The sequence below is a fragment of the Pseudomonas sp. Ag1 genome (assembly GCF_000278565.1).
Classification (GTDB): Bacteria; Pseudomonadota; Gammaproteobacteria; order Pseudomonadales; family Pseudomonadaceae; genus Aquipseudomonas.
Map to the genome: position 1 here is coordinate 128,716 of NZ_AKVH01000108.1, position 18,252 is coordinate 146,967.

Below are 18,252 nucleotides of genomic sequence, written 5' to 3' on the forward strand. Positions count from 1 at the left end.
CCTCATTGATAGTCGATGTTCAGCGTGTATTGGCTCTGAAACGCACCCGTCGGTGATTGCCCGGCCGCCAGTTGTGGCTTGAAGCTCAGGTTTACGTCATTGCTGCCCACGCGTAACTGCATAAAGCGCGGGGTAGTGAAGTTCACCGGGTTCAGGGTGTCGGTCCACAGCGCCTGCATGTTCAAACCTGCCAGCGAGGTGCGTGTCACGCCGGTGGTGGCGTTGACTACCGCCTGGTTGGGCAGCAGGTAGACGTTGGCGCGCATCGCGGACTTGCAGTTGATCGACACAGTGGTCGATTGCATCTGGTTGCTGAGGTCGGCGTTACTGATGGAGCCAAAGCGCAGGTCGACGCTGCCGGGTGAACTCAGGCTGCACGCCGGTGGAACGACGGTGTATTGAAATAGTGTTTGCATGAACCACTCGCCATAACCCAGCCAGTTTTGCGAGGTCACGCCCAGCGCTACAGCTACAAATCGTGTACCTGCTGTTCGGGGCGCAGTGCCCACCAGAATGTAGCGGTAAGGCACCACGGTATTCAGGGGCAGAGGCCGGCAATAGCCACCCAGGCAATTGTTACTGTATTGGCCGATGGGCAGATTGGATAAGTAGATGTTGTGATACGGGTCGGTCAATCTCAACGGGGCTTGATCCGGGCCGCTCAGGTAATTGACTTGCGAATTTAAGCCGGCGGAATAGGGGAATGCACGGCGAACGGTGCACGTACCCTCGTAGACGATTCTGATCGCCTGACCGGGCGTAAAAGTGTAACCGCCGCTCGGAAAACCCGGCACTGTGCAGTTGAGATTCCCTTCGACCAACGCGTGCGCCTGTTGTGACAGGCAGCTCAATACTGCGCACAACAGCGCAAGCATCAGCCGTCCACGTACCTTATGTGTTGCTTTAACGATCATGTCAGGAATCCTTGGCACCCGACCCACCGGCCGCGCGCTCACATTGAATATTCATTTGGGTGATGCCGCCCTCGGCAGGCTCTGTTTCGTCCAGCTTCAATTCGCGGCTGCACCACGGCTGGCCGTCGACGCTGACCAACAACCGCGCCTCGGGCGGCACGCCGGTCAGGAACGCGCGGCCTTTGTCGGCTACCAGGGTGTTGCCCAAGGCACGGCCGTCCGGCGCGAACAGTTCGGCGCGGGCGGCAAACGGCGCTGCTTCGCCCTGCGTGTCGCTGATGCGAAACAGGATGCGTTGTCCGCGCCGGGTGTCGAAGTCCGCCAGCACAAAGGCACCACGGTTTGGCGTGACTTCCTGCACCGGCTCGGCGATGTCGACGTCAGACGGCATTGACTGGGTGTCCAGCGACACGCGGTTTTTGCGATAGGGCAGGGCCTGTGGCACCACGGTGTAGCCATTGCTGTTGGTGCGCACACCGCGCTTGTTGCTGATGCCCACGTCGGCGGCGCCCGGTGTGGCGACGATCACATTGGTTTCGCCCAATGGCTGGCTGAACATAAGGTTGCTGCCATACGCCACCACCGAACCTTCGACGCCCATGTCCAGTTGGCGGCTGCCGGTGGTCTCGTTATAGGCACCGCGCACAATCGCGTTGGGCGCGTCGTATTGCGCGGCGAAGGTGCCGCCGGTCTGGCGTTGCGCGCCGCTGACTTGCTGCGACACACCCGCGCTGTAGGCCAGCGTATCGTCCTCGAACGCGTTGCCGCTCAGGGTCGCGGTGCGTGATGCCGAGCCCCGCGCGCTCTGGTTCATGTTGGCCGTAACGCGCTGGCTGCGCGTGCCGCCCAGGGGCATGCTGATGCTCAGGGACAGGCTGCGGTCGTCGCTGTTGGCGCCTTTGTTCAGGCCCAGCCCAAGGGAGTAGGAAATGTCCCCGACGCTCGCGCTGTATCCCAATTGGATCGAGGTGTCGGCCTTGCTCTTGTCCCAGTAGGCGGTTTTCGACACGTTGGCATAGACCCCGCCGTAGCCGCCCAATTGCTGCGACACGTTGGCGGTGAAGTTGCTTTTCATGTGGCCGCTGCGGTACGTGTCCAGGGTTTGCTCGGTGCTGCGGCTGTTCAGCGCTTCGTTGAACGAGTAGTAGCCGCCGGTGGAGTAGCGGTAGCCGATCAGGCTGAAGTTGGTGTCGGTGGCCGCCAGGGACTTGGAATAGCGAAAGCGAAACGACTGGCCGCTGGACGTGGTTTTCTCCCGGCCCACGGCGTCGCTGCGGGCGTGGGTCACGTCCACCGAGATCGCGCCAAAGCCGGCAAAGTCGTGGGCAAAACCCAGCAGGCCGGCGTTGTATTGATTACTCAGCAGGCTGCCGCCAAACAGCGTGGTGCTGCCGCTCAAACCGCGTCGTAGGGAGGCCTGGATAAATGTTGGGGTTTGCTGCACAAAGGACGATTGCGCCGGGCGGTATTGGCCGGCGAATACCGAATAGCTTTGCTGGCCTTCGCGCAGCATGTAGGGCACCGACGAGAACGACTGGGTGTAGACCTGGCGCTGGCCGTCCGGGCCTTCCACGGTGACTTCGATGTCGCCATTGCTGGCGGTGGGGTACAGGTCGGTCAAGGCGAACGGCCCCGACGGCACCCATTGCTCATGGATCACATAGCCGCGCTGGCGGATGATCACCCGCGAGCGGCCATTGGCAATGCCGCGAATCACAGGGGCGAATTCGCGGGCCTGGTCGGGCAGCATGTCCAGATCAGAGGCGATGCCCAGCCCGCGATAGGGGATCGCGTCAAACAGGTCGCCTTCGGTGGTGGAATCGCCCAGGGTGGCGATCGCCATCATATTGCCCATGTCGCGCTGGGCGTAGGTTTCCAGCGACTCCCAGCGCCCGGGCGTGGTGCTGCCTTTTTGCCAGGTCGAAAAATTGCGCAGGCGCCAGGCCCCGGCATTCACGCCGCTCCTCAGGCTGCCGAACTGGTCCTGGCGGCGGCCGGTATCGGACTCCACGGTGCTGCCGGTGAAGCTGTAGTTGGTGAAGGCCACCTGTTCGCCGTTACTCCATTGCCGACGGCGCACTTCAAAAGGGATGCTGCCCAGGTAGGCCTGTGGGATTTCAATCGACAGGATCTGGCGGTTGAAGTCGTAGTCGTAGCTCACGCCGGCCAGGCCCTGATCGAACGCAATGCAGGTGGGGTCGGCGTCGGTGCGGTTTTGCAGGGCCGTGTCGGCCACGCCCTGGGCGCGGAAGAACTCGACATCCAGGCAGGGGAACAGGCCGGTGCTCGAGCGTTCCTGGGTGCCGGTGGCGCGGATGAAACGCACATCACGCTGTTCGATCGAGCGCTGGTTGAGCTGGATATCCACCCGGTAAATCCCCGGCAACTGGCCGTCGCTCATGGCGCTGACCTGTTGTTTCACAGCGGCCGAACTCTGCCCGCCGCCGATTTCGAGAAACGACGCATCGAACTCGTAGCCGGCGTGTGCGGGGGCCAGGTGCAAGGCGGCGGCGGCCACGAGCGGGCAGCCGAAAGCCTTCACGGCCCGACGGCGCATGAATGGGAATGAACGGAGCATGGTCGTTCCTGAAAAGGCGTTCCGGGGTTGTCGCGTGGGTATCAGTGAATGCGGATGACGGGGGCGGTCACGATGCTGCCGTAGTCATCGATGTAGCTCAGTTGCACTTCATCGCCGGCCTTTGCCTGGATCGGCAGCTCACGCGCTTCGCCTGGGCGCAGCACATCCGGCGCCTGGGTGATCGGCAGGCCGTTGAGCTTCAGTTCGCTGACCACCACGTGCAGCTTGGAGGCGTTATTGACGGCCAATGCACCCGCTTGGGCCTTCCAGTTCACTTGCGCCACCGCGTCCTTGAGCGAACCTTTGAGGCCGGCCGGGCGGTAGAACAGTTTGATCGTGGTCTTGAGCGCGATCTGCAGCACGTTCTTGCCTTTTTGATCGTCGCTCATGGCCGGGATTGCCTTGACGTTCATCAGGAACAGGCTTTCGCGGTCCTGGGGCACTTCTGGGCCACCGGTAAAAATGATGCGCAGGATGTTTTCCTTGTCGGCATCCAGCCGGAACAGCGGCGGCGTGACGATAAAGTTATCGACGCTTTCCTCGTTGCCACTGCCGAAGTGGCTGACCCAGGACTGCACGAGGTAAGGCGAGGTGTCGTCGCGGTTGCTGACGCTCAGGTTGGCTTCGTTGGAAGCGCCGTCGTAGATCAGTCGCGTGGCGCCGACGGTGACGGCGGCGTTGGCGGCGCTGTGCCAGAGCGGCAGCAGGGCGAGCAGAAGATAGACTTTCAAACGCATGACAGGGGGACCTCCGGAAGCCCGCGGGCCGGCGCGCGAACGCCTGGCCCACGGTGTTGACGAGCAATTACTTGTAGGTAACGTCGAAGCTGGCCAGCGCGTGCACCTGACCGGTGCTGATGCCGGAGGTGGTCACCGCGTCGTCGCCTTCACCGGTGGTGGTGTCGGCGACGGTGCGCACGTAGGCAGCGGTAAAGTCGAAGGTATTGGACTGTGCACGCAGGTCGTAATCGGCGGTCGGCGTGTTCAGTGGCAGTTTGTTGCCGTTACGGGAGTCGGTGATCTGGATCGCGATGCCGCGCACCTGGTTTTCACCGGTCAGGCCCAGTAATGTCGGGTCGCTGGCGTCTTGCTGGCCGCTGAAGGTGATCGCGACGTTTTTACGGGTCGCGGTGCTGCAGTTGTCCAGGCTGATGGAAAACGGCTTGGCTTTATCGGTGAGCACCGAACCCACGGTGGGCGCGAAGTCAGCGATGCGCACCGGGTCCAGAGTCACCGACTTGTTCACGTCGCCGGTGGTGATGGTGCAGGCGTTATCGGTGACGGAACCGGTGAATTCGATCTGCCCGTCCGCCGCCTGAGCGGTGCCGGCCAGCAACCAGCAAGCGCCGCAGGCGAGGGTGAGTTGGCTCAGTTTGTTCAGCATTGCAGTGCCTCTTTTAAGAGAAGGAAGGTTGTCTGCCTACCCGTCAGGTAAGCCAATCCATAGTGCAATGCTGTGTTTTAGAGGCACATGAGACGAATCTTAAAAACTGGCGAACTGATGGCCGCCCGACCGCTGAGTCCATATAAGGCGCCGAGCGTGATATTCTGCGCGCCATCTTGGTCTAGCCTCTATCGAGTACGTACACCCGTATACGTCCCGGTGGTTAGCTGGCGCCCAGGTAGCTGAAGCCAATAATGATAAGAAGTCAGCGCAGAAGGGACATAAAAGTGAGGTCGATACGTCGGCCTTGTGTGCCCACCCTGCGGTCCCCGAATGAATGTGCACACCCCGCGGTGCGTTGCCTGGCGCAGCGTGATTGAGGGTTGCCCATGATCAGGGGCAGTGGGGCGGATGGCGTTTTATCATAGGTGCTACTGATGTTTAAAAAAGTAAACACTGCCCTGCTGGGGCTGGCTTTGTCGATGGGGATCACTTCCGTTCACGCGGAAGAGGCAAAGAAAGTCGATGTGCTGCTGATCGGCGGCGGCATCATGAGTGCAACCCTGGGTGTGTGGCTCAATGAGCTGCAACCGGACTGGTCGATGGAGATGGTCGAGCGCCTCGATGGCGTGGCCGAAGAAAGCTCCAACGGCTGGAACAACGCCGGTACCGGTCACTCGGCTTTGGCTGAGCTGAACTACACCCCGGAAGACAAGAACGGCAACGTTGAGATCCCGAAAGCGGTCGAGATCAACGAAGCGTTCCAGATCTCCCGTCAGTTCTGGTCCTGGCAGGTTCAGCAGGGCGTCCTGAAGAACCCGCGTTCGTTCATCAACTCCACTCCGCACATGAGCTTCGTGTGGGGGGATGACAACATCAAGTTCCTGAAGAAGCGTTACGAAGCGCTGCAGGCGAGCCCGCTGTTCGCCGGCATGCAGTACTCCGAGGACCCGGCGCAAATCGCCAAATGGGTTCCGCTGATGATGGAAGGGCGTGACCCGAACCAGAAAATCGCGGCCACCTGGACCCCGATCGGTACGGACGTGAACTTCGGCGAGATCACGCGCCAGTTCGTCGCTCACCTGCAAACTACGCCGAAGTTCGACCTGAAACTGTCGAGCGAAGTGCAGGACATCACCAAGAACGCCGATGGCACCTGGCGTGTCAGCTACAAGAACCTGAAAGACGGCACCAAGACTGAAACCGACGCCAAGTTCGTGTTCATCGGCGCGGGCGGCGGTGCACTGCACCTGCTGCAGAAGTCGGGCATTCCTGAAGCCAAGGAATACGCGGGCTTCCCTGTTGGCGGCTCGTTCCTGGTAACCGATAACCCAACGATTGCCGAGCAGCACCTGGCCAAGGCCTACGGTAAAGCTTCCGTTGGCGCACCGCCGATGTCGGTTCCGCACCTGGACACCCGCGTGCTGGATGGCAAGCGCGTGATTCTGTTTGGCCCATTCGCTACCTTCTCGACCAAGTTCCTGAAAGAAGGCTCGTACCTGGACCTGCTGACCAGCACCACCACCCACAACATCTGGCCAATGACCAAAGTCGGTATCCGCGAATACCCACTGGTCGAGTACCTCGCCGGCCAACTGATGCTGTCGGATGACGACCGCTTCAAGGCGCTGCAAGAGTACTTCCCGAACGCCAAGAAAGAAGACTGGCGCCTGTGGCAAGCCGGTCAGCGTGTGCAGATCATCAAGCGTGACGAAGAGCAGGGCGGCGTCCTGAAACTCGGTACCGAAGTGGTCAGCTCCGCCGACAACACCATCGCCGGCCTGTTGGGTGCATCGCCAGGCGCGTCCACCGCGGCTCCGATCATGCTGACCGTGCTGCAGAAAGTGTTCAAGGAACAGGTTGCTTCCCCGGCCTGGCAGGAAAAGCTGCACCAGATCGTGCCTAGCTACGGCACCAAGCTGAACGACAGCCCTGAAGCTGTGGCTAAAGAATGGGCCTACACCGCCAACATTCTGCAGCTGACGCCTCCACCTGCGATTCCGCAGCTGACTGCTCCGAAAGCCACCGAGGCTGCAAAGCCTGCGGCTGAGCCGAGCAAGCCAGCTTCTGACCTCGCGCTGTAAGACGTTGGTGAGGTCCTGATTCAGGGCCTGCGCAACGTAAAAAGCCCGCTGAACCGGTGACGGTCAGCGGGCTTTTTTGCAGGTGTCACCAATGAGCGGGTACTTCGACCTGCCGCTCTGCAGCTGCCAACGCTGCCTTCAGTCCCTCTTTATCCAGAGGTATGCAGTACGCCGGCTTGGCGCGTTCAAACCGCCAGCTCTCATCCAGCCCACCGGCATCTACTGCGTCGAAGCCGATCTCGTCCAGCAGGGCGATGACTTGCGCCTTGGCTGCCGGGTCATCCGCCGCGACCGGGAGCGCGCGCCGGTCGGGTGCGCCGCGGCTGCGAGCATCCTGGGTCAGGTCCGGCGCCAGGATAGCGTTGAACACTTTCACCACATTTGATTGCGACAGGTGCTCGGCCACCAACCGGCTGGTGGTGGTTTCAAAGCGGTCGAGCACGGGAATATGGCCGTCGCGGTTCGGGTAGTAGTTGTTGGCATCCATCACGGTTTTGCCTTCCAGCCACTGCGCCGGCACGCTGCGGTAATGTTCGAACGGAATCGCCAGCAGGACCAGTTCGCCAAATTGCGCGGCGTCTTGCGCAGTACCCACTTGAACCCCACGAATGCCACTCAGCACGCTGCTCATCGACTGCGGGCCGCGGGAGTTGCTCAACATCACTTCATGGCCGGCCGCCAACGCCAACTGCGCAACGGCGCGTCCGATAAAGCCTGCTCCGATAATGCCAATTTTCATGTCGGTGCTCCTGAGTTGAGAGAGACGTTATGATGATTGGCTACTGGATGAGGATAAATGGCCGTTCTGGTCTTGGTGTTGTTACTGGGAGTGGTGAATGATGGACCGCCTTTCAAGCATGAGTGCCTTTGTGATGGCTGCCGAACTGGGGTCCTACGCCCGTGCTGCCGAACGCCTGGGAATGTCGCCGCAGATGGTAGCCAAGCATGTGGCGGCGCTGGAGCGGCGGCTGGGCGCACGCCTGCTCAACCGCACCACACGCCGGCAAAGCCTGACGGAGTTGGGAAGCGCGTACTACGAGCGCTGCAAACATATCCTGACAGAGGCAGAGGCCGCAGACTCCCTCGCCCAGATCATGAATGACACACCACGGGGCAAGCTCAAGATCAGCGCCCCAGTGACTTTTGGCTCCTACAGCCTGATGCCACTGGTGACCGAATTTTTACGCGACAACCCCGAGGTGGAAATCGACCTGCACCTGACCGACCGGTTTGTCGACCTGGTGGAGGAGGGCTACGAAGTGGCGTTCCGTATCGGCCCGCTGGCGAACAGCAGCCTCACCGCCCGGCCGCTGCAGCCCTACCGCCTGGTGGTCTGTGCGGCACCCAAATACCTGGCCGAGCGCGGCACGCCGCTGACGCCCGCTGACCTTGAACACCACGAGTGCCTGGGATACGCCTACTGGTCACGTCCGGCTGATCGCGAATGGTCGTTCTACCAAGGCGCCGTCCTGCACAAGGCCCAGGTCGCCAGCCGCCTGCACGTGAATGAAAGCCGGGCCTTGATGTCGGCCGCGCGGGATGGTTTCGGGATTGTGCTGGGGCCTGAGGATTTCTTGCGCTCGGCCCTCAAGAGCGGTGAGTTGGTGCGAGTGCTGCCGGACTATGAGGCGCCAAGTCGGCAGATGCATTTGCTCTACACCGCGAATCGCCAGCGCACCGCCAAGCTGCGGCGATTTGTCGATGCGGTGCTGTTGCGTTTCGGACCACCCTAGACGCTGAAGCCGGCCTTGACCTGCTCATACAGATGCAGTGCCAACAGGTTGCTGCTGTCGCCAAGCAGGTACAGGTGATGCAGCGGCAGCGGCGGCAGTTCAGCTCCAGCAATCTGGCGCGTCAATCCCTTACCCATGCGGCTTTCTTCCACCAACCCCACCGCCATGCCACTGCGGATACACGCTTCAACAGCGGGCGAACTCGCGCTTTCCAGCAGCACCCGATAGTAAGTGCCGTGCTCCTTCAGCGCTCGAATCGCTGCAGCGCGATAAGGGCAACCTGTCAGTTGCACGGCAATCGGCAGTGGCGCCTGCGGTGGGCAGCTGAAGTGTTCGGCGGCCACCCACAGCGGCTGGATTTCTCCCAGGCGCTCGCCTTGTTCCAACGGCTGGGCGCTGACAATCAGGGCCAGGTCCAACTGCCTGCTGGCGAACAGCGTGAGCAGTTCGCCACTGGAGCGCGCCTCTACCTCCAGTTCCAGCAGTGGGTTGTCGGCGACCAGGCGGGGCAGGAACTCCTGCATGAAGTCTGGCGCGTAAGAATCAGGCAAACCCAGGCGAATCTTGCCCTGCATGCGTTGCGGCGTGAGGGAGGCCAGCAAGCGGTCGTGGCTCTTGAGGAATTCGGTGGTTTCGCCCAGGAGTTTCTTGCCGTACATCGTCAGTTCAACCCCCTGGTTGCTGCGGCTGAACAGGCGTTGGCCGACCTGGTATTCGAGCTTCTGGATCTGCGTGGTCACCGTCGAGGCACTGCGGTGCACATGATTGGCCGCTTCGTTGAATCGCTGGAAGCGCGCCACCGCGTGGAAAGTGCGCAACAGGTCAATATTCAGTTGTTTGCTCATGATTCCACTTTTAAGGATTAGTGGTACAGATTATTCAAATATACAGAATCATGCGCGGCACTTAGCCTTTTGGTCAATCAAGCGAACCGGAGGCTCAATGAAGCGATCAACCGTGGGGCGGTTGCTGTTACAGGCGGTGTTCGTGCTGTCGTGGAGTTCGGGGTTTATCGGCGCGAAACTGGCGACCCGGAGTGATGGCGTGTTCAACGTGCTGTTCTGGCGTTTCTTGCTGGTGTCGTTGTGCCTGGCGCTGTTTTTGAACGTGCGGCTGCTGAAGGTTTCCTGGGCACAGATCCGCCATCACGCGGTGGTGGGTTTCCTCTCGCAGTTTCTCTATTTGACCTGTGTCTACGTGGCGATCCAGAACGGTTTGCCGCCGGGGATTGCGGCGATCATCGCGGCCCTGCAGCCATTGATGACGGCGGCGCTGTCATCGGGTAGCCACGCCGAACGCAGCGGCGGCTGGCAGTGGCTGGGGTTGATGATCGGTTTTGCCGGCGTGTCGATCGTCATCTTCGGGCAATACCGCAACAGCGGGGCCGAAGTCGGGTGGGTCATGTATGCATTGCCCCTGGTGTCGGCACTCGGTCTGACCGTGGCCACGCTGTACGAACGGCGGGCGGCCCACACTGACTCCGGCGACCTGAGCCTGGCATTGTTTATCCAGTCGTTGCTGACCTTGATCGGCTTTGCTGCAGCGGTGCTGTACACCGATACGCTGAACATTCCGCGGACCCCCGACGTATTGATCTCCATCGTTTGGCTGACGGTGTTCTCTACCTTCGTGGCTTACCTGAGCCTGTGGATGTTGTTGCGCGTGATGACGGCCACCCATGTGGCGACATTGGTGTACCTGGAGCCTCCCGTGACACTGGTGTGGGCGGCGCTGATGTTTGGCGATGAGATTCATGCGTCGACGTATGCAGGGATCGCCGTGGTGGTGGCCGGGCTGATTCTGGTGCGACTGAAACAGCCGGTCGCAGTCTGTGCCTCTTGAAAAGGTCAGTTTTTCTTTACCTGCTGTCTGCCCGTGGGTTCAGCAAGCTGACAGTTGGCACCTGTTAAAAAGTCTTATAGCCAAGCAGGAGCGCGGCTGGAACAAGGGGGCACTTTTTTTACCGGTATAAACGCTGGGCGGTCACGCCCGAGGATTCTGTATGTTGTTACGTTATGCGGCATTGGCGGCTTTGGTCGTCGCGGCTTCCGGGTGTGTAGAGGAGCGGGTCGTGCATGATCGACGACCGGTGCAGCGTGAATATGTAGAAGTCGTCGCGCCGCAACCGCCGCCGGTGCAGGTCATCGAGGTCGAGCCCGAAGGGCGGCCAGGTTACCTGTGGTCGCGTGGCTACTGGCGTTGGGAAGGCGGGCGCTATGTGGCGGTTCACGGCCACTGGGAGCCGGTACGGCCAGGTTATCGTTATGTTCACCCGCATTGGGAGCAGCGTAACGACGGCTATCACTGGCAGGGCGGCGGTTGGGTTCGCTGACCGTTTTCCGATGGCTTAAATCGGCTTCTTCGTACCCAGAAGCCGAACTTCCCTGAGCAGCGCCGCGCCCAACTGGCCGGTGCCAAGCTCCTTGTAACCTACCGCTTTAACATCGCCATTCTCTTCCGCCTGGATGAGGATTACCGGTGTTTCCTTGCCGGTGCCTTCGTCGACATGCATGGCGTACTGCGGGATATCCAGCTTGATCGGCGTGCCTGCCGCCTTGCCCTTCACATTGATCAGAAACGCCGCACAACCGGTGTCCACATCCTGACTGGTAGCGGAGCGACCGCTGACAAAGCAGGTGTCGGGCAGGTCGGGCCAGGCGATGGCTTCGGCGAGGGTCAATGGGGACGTTAATGCCAGGCCGGCGAGAAAAAGCGTGCGCACGTTGGTCTAGTCTCTGGATAAAGTCAGGGCATTTTCTACCAAAGCCTTGACGCTTCTGCAACGCGACGCCTCAGGTCAGCCGCCGCATACCTGTAGCCTTGGCCGCGCTGACATCAAATGTCGCCGTATATTCACAGCCTGCTGCGTGGGCGCAGCGTTCAATCAGGCAGTCGGCGAAATCGGCCCTGGTGCTTGTAAATCGCCGGAGTGCCTGCCAGATAACGTCGGCGTGCTCTACGGTCAGTTCGCGGGTACGCAGCAGCGTCTCCAGGACCGCAACCACTTCACTCTTGGCTGACTGGTAACTGGACTGCAGGACCCACACCAATTCCACCACTGAAACCAGGCTGACAAAACCCGGCGAGGCAGTGGTGAGCGACTCGATCAGTCTGGATGCCTTTGGCGATTGGACGGGATCATCCTGGGTGACGTAACGCACCAGCACATTGGTATCCAGTCCAATCATCGTGCTTTGGCTCCCTGTTCAGCGATGGCCAGGTTCATTTCTTCGATGCTGACGGGATTGGCGGGTTTGCGGATCAGCCCTTTGAGGTCCAACACAGTCTTGCTGGCCGCGATGATCGCAAACTTGCCCTCTTCCATTTCGACGAATTCGACCCGGTCGCCAGTGTTCAGCCCAAGTGCGGCCCTGACTTGAACGGGAATGGTTATTTGGCCTTTTGAAGTGAGTGTGGCGGTAGCCATGTTGAAAGCCTCTCTCGTGATACTCCTTACCTTAGGGTAAGGAATAGTGGAGGGCAAGATCCATTGGTCCATAGGTTACTCATCTGGCGTGGGTGGGTCGGAACAGGTAAAACGATAGTCCGAACGTTTCCCGTCGACACGCCTGAAACCAGCCTTAAGAGATACAACATATGACCGACCGCCACCTCATCATCCCCACTTCCATGCACCCCATCGTCGAGCGCGCCGGCTACGTCCCGGCCGTAAAAGTCGGCAAGACCCTGTACTGCGCAGGGCAGGTCGGCCGCACGGAACACCTGGAAGTCATCACCGATCCCGAGGCACAGTTCGTCGCCGCCTGGGAGAGCCTGCGCCTGGTATTGGAGGAGGGGGGCTGTACGTTTGAAGACGTGGTCGACATGACCACCTACCACGTGAACATGAGCGAGCACATGGCGGTTTTCCGTGAAGTGAAAAACCGCCTGTTCCCTCGCGGGTTGTGCGCCTGGACGGTCATTGGCGTATCAGAACTGGCCAACCCAGGCTTGCTGCTGGAGATCAAGTGCGTAGCGGTTCAGCGCTGACTCACTGCACCACGCGGTAGCACGGCACGTAGGCGGCGCCGCCTGGCAGTTTCATCCGGTGCTGCTCTACGAACGCCTTCAGCAACTCATCCAGCGGTTTCATGATCGCCGGGTCGCCATGAATCTCATACGGCCCGTTCTGCTCGATCAGGCGGATGCCCTTGTCCTTGACGTTGCCCGCCACAATCCCCGAGAACGCCCGGCGCAGGTTGGCCGCCAGTTCATGGGGCGGCAGCGCGTGGCTCAGTTGCAGGCTGGCCATGTTGGCGTGGGTCGGGTCGAACGGGCGCTGGAAGCCCTCGTCGATCTTCAGCAGCCAGTTGAAGTGGAACGCGTCGTTGCGCTCGCGGCGGAACTGTTTGACCGCTTTCAAGCCGACGGTCATCTGCCGGGCCACCTCAGCCGGGTCGTCAATGATGATCTGGTAATGAGCCTGGGCCGCTTCGCCCAGGGTCGCGCCGACGAACGCGTGCAACTGTTGCAGGTACGGCGCGGCGTGTTTCGGCCCGGTGAGGATCACCGGGAACGGCACGTCGCGGTTGTCCGGGTGCATCAGGATGCCCAGCAGGTACAGGAACTCTTCGGCGGTGCCGGCGCCGCCCGGGAAGATGATGATGCCGTGGCCGACGCGCACGAAGGCTTCCAGGCGCTTTTCGATGTCCGGCAAAATCACCAGCTCATTGACGATCGGGTTCGGCGCCTCGGCGGCGATGATCCCCGGTTCGGTCAGGCCCAGGTAGCGCCCGCCGGTAATGCGTTGCTTGGCGTGGGAAATGGTCGCGCCCTTCATCGGGCCTTTCATCACGCCGGGGCCGCAGCCGGTGCACACGTCGAGGCTGCGCAGGCCGAGTTCGTGGCCGACTTTCTTGGTGTATTTGTATTCTTCGGTATTGATCGAGTGCCCGCCCCAGCACACCACGATCTTCGGCTCGACGCCCGGGCGCAGGGTACGGGCGTTGCGCAGCAGGTGGAACACGTAGTCGGTGATGCCCTGGGAGCTGCTCAGGTCGATGCGCTGGCTGTCCAGTTCGTTTTCGGTGTAGACGATGTCACGCAGGGCGCTGAACAGCATCTCCCGGGTACTGGCGATCATTTCACCATCGACGAACGCGTCAGCCGGTGCATTCAACAGTTCCAGGCGCACGCCACGGTCCTGCTGGTGGATGCGCACTTCGAAATCTTTATAGGCGTCGAGGATGGTCTTGGCGTTGTCGATGTGCGCGCCGGTGTTGAGGATGGCCAGGGCGCATTGACGGAAGAGGGTGTAGATGCTGCCGGTACCGGCTTCGCTCAGTTGCTGGACTTCACGTTGCGACAGCGTTTCAAGGCTGCCTTTAGGGCTTACGGAGGCATTGATGACTTGTCTTTGGGGCATTCTGATTCCCTGAAAGCACAGCCACCGGACCAGGCATGGCCAGTGGCTTGAGGATAGTGCGCGCCGTTTTCGGTCGCATTGGACTGGCATTTTCCCCGGCACTGGAGCCGAGCGCAAACACCGTCGCGCACCATCATGCCGCAGAAGTTACTGAATCAGCTTCCAGTTTTTGTAGAAAAACCGACGCAGGGTAAAGACTGCTCCGGCAAAGGCCGCGATCAGGCCGTTGAGCACCGACGGCACCAGGGTTGGCCGCACGATGTCGATGAACAGGCAGTAGCGCTTGGCGTCGTTCTTGTTGAAGGAGGCATGCATCAGCGTGTCATCGAAGATAAACAGCGGATCATCGTGCCAGTAGTGTTTGTGCTTGCCGACCTGGATGTAGACGCCATCGTGATGGGGCGCCGGTGCCATGTTGTAGAGCACGCGGAACATCATGCGCAGCGGGCCGAAGTGAAACGAGGTGGAACGGTTTTCGTTGAATACCGACACGCCGATGGTTTTCACGTAGGGCAGTTTTTCCCGCAGTTGCGGGATATCCAGGGTGGTCTCGATCGGGCGGCCGTACCATTGGAAAAACAGCATGCCGCGTTTTTTCTCGGCCATGCGCTCATCCAGGTACTGGATGATCTCGTCTTTGTTGGCCATGGCGTCGTCGATCACCTTTTGCAGGTCTTCGCGCCAGGCCGGCGGCAAGTCGTTCATTTTATAAACGTGGCGATTACGCTGGCTCAACAAATCGAACAGCGTGTTGAACGGTGCCAGCAGCCAGGTATTGCGCCCGTTGCCGATGAAATACTTCTTGATGGTCGCGCTGTCGTACAGGCCATTGCGTAGGAAGTCATACAGTCCACAGAACACCACCAGCAGCAGAAACACCAGGGTGGTCTTGGGGAAGCAATAAATGAACAGCAATACGCCAAGGACCCAAGCGGCGGATGCCAGGCGTTTGCGGATGACACTCTTACTCATGAAACTGGGCTCCATCGGACGGTTTTCGATTGCTTCAAAACCGTCCGCGGTTGACTGGCAGGCCAGGCAAAGGAGTCAGTCAACCCGTGGGCATCATGCCCGAGCCGAAACATATCGAAATAATATGGTCATGATAGGGTGTTATCGCCCTCACGTGGCGTTTTAAATGCTGGAAATTTGTGAAGTCACTGCACAGATTTTTACCGCTGTCCCCCTAAAATGCCTCGGCGGATGGCTAGGCTGGCGGTGTAGCGGATAGCATTTTGTGAACAGAAGATTTGCGACTATCGTGACGCTTCGGTTTTCCGGGCGTCATAGACCCGTACGATTGACGCTGTAATGGCCACCATTGGCCTTCGGCACCTTGGAAGAGGCAGAAATTTTATGATCATCAAACCGCGGGTTCGTGGCTTTATCTGTGTGACCGCTCACCCGGTTGGCTGTGAAGCGAATGTCAAAGAGCAGATCGACTACGTGACCGAACACGGTGCCATTGAAGGCGGCCCGAAAAAGGTGCTGGTCCTCGGGGCTTCCACCGGCTACGGCCTGGCCGCGCGCATCAGCGCTGCCTTTGGCTGCGGCGCCGACACCCTGGGCGTGTTTTTTGAGAAAGAAGGCGAAGAAGGCAAGCTCAGCTCTGCCGGCTGGTACAACAGCGCCGCCTTCGAGAAGTTTGCGCTGGAAAAAGGCCTGTACGCCAAGAGCATCAACGGCGATGCGTTCTCTGACGAGATCAAGCGCCTGACCATCGAAACCATCAAGAAAGACCTCGGCAAGATCGACCTGGTGGTCTACAGCCTGGCCGCGCCACGCCGTACCGACCCGCAAGGCGTGGTGCACAACTCCACCCTGAAGCCGATCGGCAAGGCTGTGACCCTGCGCGGCATCAACACCGACAAGGGCGTCGTGGTCGACACCACCCTCGAACCGGCCACCCAGGAAGAAATCGACGGCACCGTGAAAGTCATGGGCGGCGAAGACTGGCAGCTGTGGATCGACGCCCTGCGTGACGCCGACGTGTTGGCCGAAGGCGCCAAGACCACTGCGTTCACCTACCTCGGCGAGAAGCTGACCCAGGATATCTACTGGAACGGCTCCATCGGCGAAGCCAAGAAGGACCTGGACAAGAAAGTCCTGACCCTGCGCGAAAACCTCGCGGCGCTGAAAGGCGACGCCCGTGTGTCGGTACTCAAGGCTGTGGTTACCCAGGCCAGCTCGGCGATCCCGATCATGCCGCTGTACCTGTCGTTGCTGTTTAAAGTGATGAAAGAGCAGGGCACCCACGAAGGTTGCATCGAGCAGGTCTACGGCCTGTTCAAGGACAGCCTGTATGGCAAAGAGCCCAAGCTCGACGCCGACGGCCGCCTGCGCGCCGACCTCGCGGAACTTGAGCCTAAGGTTCAGGACGCGGTAGCGGCCCTGTGGGATCAGGTCTCCGATGACAACGTCAACGAGATCAGCGATTTTGCCGGCTACAAGGCGGAATTCCTGCGCCTGTTCGGTTTCGAGATCGACGGCGTGGACTACGACGCTGACGTGAATCCGACCGTGAAGATCAAGGGCCTGATTCAGGCTTAAGCGCTTGCGGTAACGAAGAAGCGGCCTCCAGGGGCCGCTTTTTTGTGCGCGTCATGCCAGACTGCGGTCGTTATCACACCCTCGCTAACGGAGGATCTACATGACGATTCGTGCAGTCGTTTTTGATTTCGGCGGTGTCCTGTTCGACTGGAACCCGCACCATCTCTACCGCCAGCTGATTACCGACGACCGGGAGCGCCAACGGTTCCTGGACACCGTCTGCACCCAGGCCTGGAACACCGAGCAGGACGCCGGGCGCAGTCTGGCTGAGGGCACCCGCGCGCTGATCGCCGAACATCCGCAGCATGCACCAATGATCCAGGCGTACTACGACCGCTGGCACGAGATGCTGCGTGGCGCATTGCCGGAGGGCGTGGCGATCCTCGAAGCCTTGCATGAGGCGAAGATGCCGCTGTTCGGCCTGACCAACTGGTCCGCCGAGACCTTTCCCTATGCCCGCTCCCACTATCCCTTCCTGCAGTATTTTCGCGACATCGTGGTGTCCGGCGAAATCAAGCTGATCAAGCCCGATCCTGCGATTTACCACGCCAGCCTGGCGCAGGTGCGCGCCCATTTGCCGGATATCCAGCCGGGTGAAGTGGTGTTTATTGACGACGTAGCCGGCAATATCGAGGCGGCCACTGCGCTGGGTTGGCAGGGGATTCACCACGTGTCTGCCGCGCAGACCCGTGAGCGCTTGATCGAGCTGGGGGTGAGCCTCTAGCTCGCCCATTTCTCCATGACGAAATCCACGAACGCCCGCAGCTTGGGCAGGCGATAGCGGTCCTGGGCGTACAGCAAATGCATGGGCCGGCTGGGCAGTTGGTAGTCCGTCAGTAATGCCACCAGTTTCCCGGCCCGCAGGTCTGGCTCGACCAGGGCGTCAGGTAGCATCACGATGCCCATGCCTTCCAGGGCAGCCTGGCGCAAGGCCTGCGAACTGTTGATGGTCAATGAGCCGGAAACCGGAATTTCCACTTCGCCCTCTGCACCGCGCATCCGCCACAACTTGTCGGCGTTGCGCCAATCGTCGGTCGCCGGGTAAGCGAACGCCAGGCAGTCATGTTGCTGCAGATCGTCGGGGCGTTGAGGTGTGCCACGGCGCGCCAGGTACTCCGCAGAGGCGCAGAGGGTGATGGTGTAATCCTGCATGGGGCGGGCAATCAGGCTTGGCGCGTCCAGGTCGCCCAAGCGGATGGCCACGTCGAACCCGCTGTCGACCATGTCCATCCGCTGGTTGCTCAGCACCACGTACAGCTTGATCTGTGGGTAGCGCTGGGAAAATTCGCTGAGCGCCGGTGCCAGGCGTTCGGTGCCAAAGGCCGGTGGTGCGGTGATCCGCAGCAGGCCCTTGGGCACGTCACTGTTGGCTTGTTCGGCCATCTGCTCGGAGTCGGCCACCAGGCCCAGCACCTCCAGGCAACGCTGGTAATAAATCCCGCCAAACTCGGTCAGGCTTTGCTTGCGCGTGGTGCGCTTGAGCAGGCTGACGCCCAGGCGTTGTTCCAGCGCGCGCAGGTGATTGCCGACCATGGTGGTGGACATGCCGCACGCCTGCGCTGCCGCCGTCATGCTGCCGGCTTCCACCACTTTTACGTACACCGTCATCGCCTGGAACAGATCCATTATCAAGCCCTGGTTTAAA

At 60.5% G+C, this 18,252-nt stretch carries 19 protein-coding genes; 7 read left to right on the forward strand and 12 right to left on the reverse strand.

Annotation, left to right across the window (positions count from 1 at the left end):
• Positions 1-2: 2 nt before the first annotated feature.
• The 4 genes from A462_RS07950 to A462_RS07935 form a co-directional block, all read right to left on the reverse strand.
• Complete coding sequence (locus A462_RS07950) at positions 3-641, reverse strand: fimbrial protein (RefSeq protein WP_238544256.1); 639 nt, start codon at positions 639-641, stop codon at positions 3-5.
• Between the two features lie 274 nt (positions 642-915).
• Positions 916-3,492: a fimbria/pilus outer membrane usher protein gene (locus A462_RS07945; RefSeq protein ID WP_008437639.1), complete on the reverse strand. Its 2,577-nt coding sequence runs from the start codon at positions 3,490-3,492 to the stop codon at positions 916-918.
• A 41-nt stretch (positions 3,493-3,533) separates the two neighbouring features.
• On the reverse strand, positions 3,534-4,229 hold the full coding sequence (locus A462_RS07940; RefSeq protein ID WP_003218892.1) for a fimbrial biogenesis chaperone: 696 nt from the start codon (positions 4,227-4,229) through the stop codon (positions 3,534-3,536).
• Between the two features lie 67 nt (positions 4,230-4,296).
• Positions 4,297-4,875, reverse strand: coding sequence for a fimbrial protein (locus tag A462_RS07935; protein ID WP_003218890.1), 579 nt, complete (start codon positions 4,873-4,875; stop codon positions 4,297-4,299).
• Between the two features lie 437 nt (positions 4,876-5,312).
• On the opposite strand from A462_RS07935, the gene mqo reads away from it, so the two are divergent.
• Positions 5,313-6,959, forward strand: a complete 1,647-nt coding sequence (gene mqo / locus A462_RS07930; RefSeq protein WP_003218888.1) for a malate dehydrogenase (quinone) — start codon at positions 5,313-5,315, stop codon at positions 6,957-6,959.
• 85 nt (positions 6,960-7,044) lie between these two features.
• Here the strand turns inward: mqo and A462_RS07925 are convergent, their stop codons facing one another.
• The gene (locus A462_RS07925; RefSeq protein WP_008437644.1) at positions 7,045-7,698 is read right to left on the reverse strand and encodes an NADPH-dependent F420 reductase; all 654 of its coding nucleotides are present in this window, start codon (positions 7,696-7,698) and stop codon (positions 7,045-7,047) included.
• A 97-nt stretch (positions 7,699-7,795) separates the two neighbouring features.
• Between A462_RS07925 and A462_RS07920 the strand changes: the two genes are divergently transcribed.
• On the forward strand, positions 7,796-8,692 hold the full coding sequence (locus A462_RS07920) for a LysR family transcriptional regulator (RefSeq protein ID WP_173883044.1): 897 nt from the start codon (positions 7,796-7,798) through the stop codon (positions 8,690-8,692).
• Here the strand turns inward: A462_RS07920 and A462_RS07915 are convergent.
• Positions 8,689-9,537 (reverse strand): LysR substrate-binding domain-containing protein, encoded by an 849-nt coding sequence (locus tag A462_RS07915; RefSeq protein WP_008437647.1) that lies wholly within the window; start codon positions 9,535-9,537, stop codon positions 8,689-8,691. The two genes, A462_RS07920 and A462_RS07915, sit on opposite strands and share 4 nt — an antisense overlap.
• A 97-nt stretch (positions 9,538-9,634) precedes the next feature.
• Between A462_RS07915 and A462_RS07910 the strand changes: the two genes are divergently transcribed.
• Both A462_RS07910 and A462_RS0132655 read left to right on the forward strand, forming a co-directional pair.
• Positions 9,635-10,534 carry a DMT family transporter gene (locus tag A462_RS07910; RefSeq protein WP_032899668.1) on the forward strand — a complete coding sequence of 300 codons (900 nt, stop codon included), beginning with the start codon at positions 9,635-9,637 and terminating at the stop codon, positions 10,532-10,534.
• Between the two features lie 160 nt (positions 10,535-10,694).
• Positions 10,695-11,024 carry a YXWGXW repeat-containing protein gene (locus A462_RS0132655; protein WP_023659079.1) on the forward strand — a complete coding sequence of 110 codons (330 nt, stop codon included), beginning with the start codon at positions 10,695-10,697 and terminating at the stop codon, positions 11,022-11,024.
• A 15-nt stretch (positions 11,025-11,039) separates the two neighbouring features.
• Here A462_RS0132655 and A462_RS07905 read toward each other — a convergent pair whose 3' ends face one another.
• The 3 genes from A462_RS07905 to A462_RS0132660 form a co-directional block, all read right to left on the reverse strand.
• Positions 11,040-11,414 carry a hypothetical protein gene (locus A462_RS07905; RefSeq protein WP_032899669.1) on the reverse strand — a complete coding sequence of 125 codons (375 nt, stop codon included), beginning with the start codon at positions 11,412-11,414 and terminating at the stop codon, positions 11,040-11,042.
• Between the two features lie 70 nt (positions 11,415-11,484).
• Positions 11,485-11,880: a PIN domain-containing protein gene (locus A462_RS07900; protein WP_003218874.1), complete on the reverse strand. Its 396-nt coding sequence runs from the start codon at positions 11,878-11,880 to the stop codon at positions 11,485-11,487.
• Positions 11,877-12,191, reverse strand: a complete 315-nt coding sequence (locus tag A462_RS0132660; protein ID WP_008437650.1) for an AbrB/MazE/SpoVT family DNA-binding domain-containing protein — start codon at positions 12,189-12,191, stop codon at positions 11,877-11,879. Before A462_RS0132660 ends, A462_RS07900 begins: the two co-directional genes overlap by 4 nt.
• Before the next feature lie 98 nt (positions 12,192-12,289).
• On the opposite strand from A462_RS0132660, the gene A462_RS07895 reads away from it, so the two are divergent.
• Positions 12,290-12,682: a RidA family protein gene (locus A462_RS07895; RefSeq protein WP_003218870.1), complete on the forward strand. Its 393-nt coding sequence runs from the start codon at positions 12,290-12,292 to the stop codon at positions 12,680-12,682.
• A gap of 1 nt (position 12,683) precedes the next feature.
• On the opposite strand, the gene ppnN is transcribed toward A462_RS07895, so the two are convergent.
• Together ppnN and A462_RS07885 are read right to left on the reverse strand one after the other, a co-directional pair.
• Positions 12,684-14,057 (reverse strand): nucleotide 5'-monophosphate nucleosidase PpnN, encoded by a 1,374-nt coding sequence (ppnN, locus tag A462_RS07890; protein WP_003218868.1) that lies wholly within the window; start codon positions 14,055-14,057, stop codon positions 12,684-12,686.
• A gap of 147 nt (positions 14,058-14,204) precedes the next feature.
• Positions 14,205-15,029: an aspartyl/asparaginyl beta-hydroxylase domain-containing protein gene (locus A462_RS07885; RefSeq protein WP_008437659.1), complete on the reverse strand. Its 825-nt coding sequence runs from the start codon at positions 15,027-15,029 to the stop codon at positions 14,205-14,207.
• Between the two features lie 384 nt (positions 15,030-15,413).
• On the opposite strand from A462_RS07885, the gene fabV reads away from it, so the two are divergent.
• Positions 15,414-16,607 carry an enoyl-ACP reductase FabV gene (gene fabV, locus A462_RS07880; protein WP_008437660.1) on the forward strand — a complete coding sequence of 398 codons (1,194 nt, stop codon included), beginning with the start codon at positions 15,414-15,416 and terminating at the stop codon, positions 16,605-16,607.
• 100 nt (positions 16,608-16,707) lie between these two features.
• Positions 16,708-17,331, forward strand: coding sequence for an HAD family hydrolase (locus A462_RS07875; RefSeq protein WP_008437661.1), 624 nt, complete (start codon positions 16,708-16,710; stop codon positions 17,329-17,331).
• Here A462_RS07875 and A462_RS07870 read toward each other — a convergent pair.
• Positions 17,328-18,233, reverse strand: a complete 906-nt coding sequence (locus tag A462_RS07870; RefSeq protein ID WP_008437662.1) for a LysR family transcriptional regulator — start codon at positions 18,231-18,233, stop codon at positions 17,328-17,330. The genes A462_RS07875 and A462_RS07870 overlap by 4 nt on opposite strands.
• Positions 18,234-18,252: the final 19 nt, after the last annotated feature.